The organism is Herbaspirillum seropedicae (assembly GCF_001040945.1).
Classification (GTDB): Bacteria; Pseudomonadota; Gammaproteobacteria; order Burkholderiales; family Burkholderiaceae_D; genus Herbaspirillum; species Herbaspirillum seropedicae.
Genome location: NZ_CP011930.1, coordinates 1,202,434 through 1,208,514 on the forward strand (window position 1 = coordinate 1,202,434; position 6,081 = coordinate 1,208,514).

General features: G+C 55.0%; 1 protein-coding gene. It reads right to left on the reverse strand.

Annotated elements, in window-relative coordinates; all coding sequences use genetic code 11:
* Positions 1-92: 92 nt before the first annotated feature.
* Positions 93-5,741, reverse strand: coding sequence for an Ig-like domain-containing protein (locus ACP92_RS05420; protein WP_013233116.1), 5,649 nt, complete (start codon positions 5,739-5,741; stop codon positions 93-95).
* Positions 5,742-6,081: the final 340 nt, after the last annotated feature.

Sequence of the window (6,081 nt, forward strand, 5' to 3'; positions counted from 1 at the left end):
TCTGTTCAGGCCTGCGGCCTGGGACGGGAAGCTTGCTGGTGTGCGGCGTCGGTTATGTCAACACGCTCCGGGATACGGGGCTGGGTCTGGCATCAGATCCCAAAGAGCGTATGCGTATTGGCCGGTTGATAGGCCACGTTTTGGAGATGCAGCGTGTAGGTCTGGTTGCCGGCAGCTGCGCCGTCCAGATCGACCACTACCTTGGTTCCATTGCCGCCCTGGATGGGAGCGACTTCCTTGACGAACTGCTGCAGGTTGCCTAGGTCGATGCTCTTGCCAAAGACCGCGATCTTGTCCGCACCGGCGGTGAAGTCGGTGATGGTGGCGGCGAAGTTGCCCTGCTTGCCGAACGCGCCCAGGGTCAGGGTGTCGTCCCCGCCGTTGGTCTGGATCAGGGTGTTGAGGCCGTTCTTCGTCGCGCCCAGCAGGAAGTTGTCATTGCCATGGCCGCCACGGGTGTCGCCCAGGAATTGGGTGGCCCAGTAGTGGCCCAGTTTCAGGCCGGTCACGGTGGAGGTCATGCCGTTGTTGTTGCCGGAGGTGATATTGGTGGCCGTGAAACTCAGATCTTCGTGCAGGCCCGGTGCAATCAGGTTGGCCGCCGAGGAGAGCGTGAAGTCGCCTGCATTGACCGTGTCGAAGGCGAGTACCTTGCTGCCCATCTTCACGGTGATCAGGTACTTGTCAGATGAGCCTTCGGCGCCGACTTTGCCGCCAAACAGCAAGCCGCGTTCGTAGTTGCCGGGCGCCCAGGGGGCGCCGGGGTCGCTGATCGAAGCATACTGGGTGGTGGAATCATTGAGTGCCTGAACGCCTCCCTTGTTGGGGCTGGCGACGTTGAGGTCGCTTAGGACCGGGGCGACGACAGATTGTGGTCGGTCGGCGTAGGCAGTTATTTCGTTCGCACTCGCAATATTGCCGGACGCCTCCTTATACTCGGTGTAGAGGTAGTTATCACTTCCGAGTATGCTCTCTGCTAAAGTCAGACTGACGCTCGCTTCTGGCGAGGCCAGATCATTCGCCGTCAAGGTCTTGCTGGCTACCGAATTGCCCGATCTGACAGAGACGATATCCCCGACGCTGGCCTCGCTTGCGTTGAACTTGACCTTGACCGTCGGGTTCAGGTTGCTCATGCCGGTATCGACTTGATAAAGGATGCGGATGTTGCCGATGTCGTAGTTTCCATTGGTGCTTTGTTCGCTTCCGCCGAACTGATACATGTCGAGGTTGCTGGCGTAGGAGCCGCCCTTGTTGGTGAGCACCAGTCCCTTGCCATCGGCCGTCGCGGTGAAGCTGAACATATTGCCTTTCACATATGCGCCGCTCTGGTGGGCCATACCGAAGCTCTGGCCGGATGTCAGCGGCTTGTCGAAGACAAGATAGCTCTTGTATTCGGCAAAAGTCGTATTGGGATTGCCAGTGATGCCACGTCCTCCCCATTCAGCAGAGATGCCCTTGACAGCCGCCAGGAAGGTCTGGGCATCCATTCCCACAGGCAGGGGCAGGTTCACACTTTCGCCTTTGCTGAGATTGTGAGGATGAACCTGGCCGAGAATGTCGCCCAGGTTCAGGACTTGGTAACTCATTTGATTTTGCGCTACCAGCTCAGCCTTCACCGCCGGGGCAGGCGTTGTATCCACCTTGATTCTGGTCGTGGCCGAACTACTGTTGCCGGCCTGGTCGGTCAAAGTGATATCGATAGAACGTGTGCCGGGCTCCTTCGAGCCGATCTTGTAATGCAAACTTTCCAGCAGCGCTTTGACTTCCGTGCCCAGGAAGCTTTCACCCAGCCACTTCTGAAAGACCAGTTCTTTCGTGGCCGCATCGTATGTGTAGTTGAAATCGTAAAGCTTCCCAATGTACTTACCATGGACGGTGTTTGATTTGCCCAGATCAATTTCTGCAACGGGTTGCCAATAATCCTCATTCTTGAGCGCGAGCACATCCTCGCTGAAGCTTAGGGGCGCATCTTTCCCAGAAAACTGTAGCTTTATCCTGGCGACATCGTTGGCCATCGGAGCAGTGATGCGGTGCGAAAACAAGCCCTCCGGGTACCCGTCAGAGTTCGCACGTCCGAGACCGATCGTCTTTTCTGAAAGCGATTGAGTTCCGGGCGTAAAGAAATCCAGGTCCAGCACAGGAGCCTGGGTGTCAACAAGCAGTCTTGTGGTCGAAGGCGTGCCCATTTCTCCGTCCATGTCGATGAGCCTGAACTGCGCCTGGCGTTCGCCGTCCAGACCCAAGGGATTGACCAGCTTGACTAGCCTGACTATCGCCTGGACCTGGGCGCCCGTGAGGGCCTTTCCTGAAGCACTGTCGATGCTAAGCGTTTGTTCCTTGGCGGCATAGGTGTACCGTAGAGGCCCATGATCTGCTTCGATTTGCGTCGCCGACAGTTTCGGTGGGACCAGGATGCCCAAGTCCAACCGCAACTTGTCTTCAGTGCTAAGCCCTGGTCCCGAGAGTTTGACCTGCAGGGCCCGGATCTGATTCGACGCAGGGGCAAGGATATCTTGGTGAAGTGAAACGCCAGTTTCCAGCAGGCCGGTCTTGGTCAACATCTGAACGCGATGATCTGCTGTTGATGATGAGTAGGGATCTGCTTTGAGCGCGAGACTATCGTTGCCTACGATGAGTGAGGTAGACCAGGATGAGAACCCGTCCTCATTCGACCGTGTGGGCTTCACAGTCATTGTCCGCTCTCCAGTTTGACTCTCTGGGTTCTGGAGCTTGATTGCCTTGATGATGGCGCCTAGCTCCTTGAGCTCGGGAGGAAATACCCTACTACTATATCCCTCAATCGTCAGTGTTTTGCTGTCGGCATCGAAAGAATAGTCAACTCCCGTGACGCCCCCTATGGTTCTACCGAATCGCATTGCAATATCCTTGTCCAGGCTGATCCCTTCGTCCAGCAGCAGCCGATCTTTTGCAATGTCAAGACCACTTCCAGAGAACTGAAATAGAAGTGCCCTTGGATAGGAGTAAGTATTGATAAACAGTTTATCGGCATCTGGAACGAAGGCCGCGCCAAGAATCAAGTCAGATACGGTAGCGTAATGCGCTACTGTCGACTGGAATCCGGGTGTTGAAAGATCAATATCGAGAGGGCGGCGCGACGTCGTTTTGGCTTCCAAATAATAAGGACTTTCTGCTACCTCACTAAAATTGTCAGCGATGTCGATCTGTTGTACCCGAACTCGGCCCTCTGCATCCGCCGGGAATCCATGTTCCTCACCAAAGCCTCCCTTTTGCTTTTGTCGATGGGAACGCGTACCGTCTTCTAATACGGGCTCGGCTTGCAACTGCAGAGCGGTGAGATCGCTAGAATACCAAGAGCCCCAGCGAGGCCAGTAATCGTTAGAACCTTCCCGAAGAAACCACTCATCGCTACCCTGTGTGCGTGAAATGCGATAATTCTCGCCCAGCGGGGCCCAAACATACCAGGTCTCGGTTGGCGTTTTCATGCTGTAAACACTGCGGGATGTATCTAGTACGGACTTTCCGGTGAACGAAAAGTCGTTGCTGAAACTGTGCTGGAGGGCTTGGCTTTCGCTTAACGATAATAATGTATAAACGCCGTTGGCGGAGCTTTCACTGCCATCGGATTTCTTGAGTCCTGTTACCTTCTCGCTGATCACGAACGGCATGCTCCACGACCCGTCCTCAATGGAGGCGACGGTGCTGCCCAATGTCTGGCCAAGGTTATCGGCGGTCCGGAAGATGAGGCGCGCTCCTTTTTCAGCCGTGCCTTTCAACAAGGGAGTGGGAGTGTCGACGAGTTCTGCTTGCACGGATGGCCGCTCGGCAACCGTGTCAAGAGTGAATGCCAAGGTGCTGGTGGATTCTTTACCGCTTTTATCCATCACCTTTACCATCAGGTTTTTTTCACCATCTCCTGTGAGGATGACATGACTTTCGCTCTCGGTGGATTGCTTGCTCCAAGTCTTCCCCTGGTCTGAACTCCACTGCCAGCTTGCGTCCGAAGGAATGCCGGAAATCCTGACCTTGCCATCGTTGGTGACCTTGTCTGATCGATCAATGCCGCTGTCCTCTACCAGCTCGAGCCTGGCGGCCCCTGCGGGAATCACATCCTGTTTGGGCGGTTCGTCTTTGGAACCGGCAGGTTGCGCTTCAGCCGCCAGGTAATACTCGTCGATGTCCAAATTCGCTCCCCACCTATCCTCTGTTGTGAAGTTCCCCCTCACGCTCACGTACATCGCAATATCGCCTCCCTTGCCACTGGTGCTCTTGAACTTGATGTTTTCGATGATTTCTTCTGCTTCGGCTTTGGAGAAATATTTGCGGCCGGTCTCAAGATCATTTTTGGTGAGCCGGAGCTGTCCGTCATAGAAACCTTTGTTATAGCTATAGTTAACCCAAGATACGGAGCCTATCGTTTTTCCGTTGACGGGGGCGATATCCTGATTCCTCGACCATTCACCATCCAGGACGATCTGGTCGCCTGGCAAATCCTGGGAACGACCACGAAACGAGACCCAGATTTCATCAATCGCGTGGTGATCGGCATTGGAAGGAAAGCTGACATCAGGAGCAAAGGCCACCCCGTTTCGTAGCATGGCGGAGGTAACTTTTGTGGATCGGCCAACTCCGTCATCGTTGCCGTTCATGTCAATCTGGATGGGAGCAGTAGTTTTTACGTAGAGGTGGGCTGATCCATTTTGATTGATGTTTCCAGCAATATCCTCTTGCGTGATGTCGAATATCACCCGGCTCACATCCTCAAATCCGGTGTCCTCAAGTAGTACCTTATCGAGTTTCTTCAGATGTGAACGCTCAGTCTCGCTCTTTAACTCCTCCAAAGCCAACTGTTTGGCCGAGATGTCAACGGCGCTCCATGATTGTTGGCCGTACCTCGGCGATGACTGTCCAGGATAGGCACTATCAGCCCGGTACCACTCTTCTGTTCCACTCAGCTTCGAGATTCGGTAGCTGCCATCGACGTTATGCCAGAGATACCAGGTTTCTGAATCGTTGGTCATCTTGAACGTCGTCCTGGACGTATCGAGAAGGGATTTTCCTTCCGGGGCAAAGTCCTTGCTGAATTGATTGACCAAGCCTTCCGCCTCCTCGCTCGAGAGCACGGTATAGGTGCCGTTGGCAGATCCGGCGCTGCCATCTACCCTCTCGAGGCCGCTGATCTTGATGGTGCCTGGCAGTGGCAAGGACCAGCTCCCATCATCAGAGGAAGCCTTGACAGTGCCTAGTATTTTGGAATTGTAATCAGATCGCACCGTGATCATTGACCCCTTTTCAGCGTTGCCATTTAGTCCGATATATCCACTTTCAGAGGCGTTGCTTGGGCGCGCATATACAGGCGTGATAAAAGTGTCCAGCACAAAATTAATCTGGCTGGTCGATTCCACCCCCTCCTTGCTCGTGGTCTTGACCAGCAGCGACTTCGCCCCGTCACCCGACAGTTCAACCACTCCGCTGCTCTCACGCGAAGCATTGCTCCAGTTGGCGCCGTTGTCCGTGCTCCATTGCCAGGTCGCACCCTCCTCAATGCCGCTGACTCTGACCCGACCATCATTGGTGATCTTGTCGGTTTGGGAAATGCCGTTGTCCAGCACCAGTTCCAGCACCGCCATGGAGGGTGGGGATGCGTTTCCAGCCGCATCGCTGTTCACGCCAGCACCAGCGGCTGATGCCGCCGTCGTGGTCGCTTCCTGCAGGCTGCGCTGGCTACGGTTGGTGTTATCGCCGACGATAGAATTCGTCATGATGAAGACTCCTTGATTGAGGTGAATGTGCCTCTGACACCGGGCCAGAGATTCAATGCCATTGCCTGCGTGGTTCGCACCATGACCGCGTCATGTAGATCGACGCATCACAGAGGGGGCAGGAAGGGCGTGCTGCTGGAGGCTGCGTGACACGATGGCATGGCCACCGAGGTCAGGACTCGCTGCCGGGGGATTGATCCGCGTGTGACTTGGCCGGATCAACGCGTTCAATCCTAACTGCGGCCTCGTGTGCTGAACTCTTGTTGCATGAGAATGAATGCGGAATTTCGCAATTGGTTGAGATGCTCGCAAAGTGACTTCACTTTCCACTTTCTTTCTG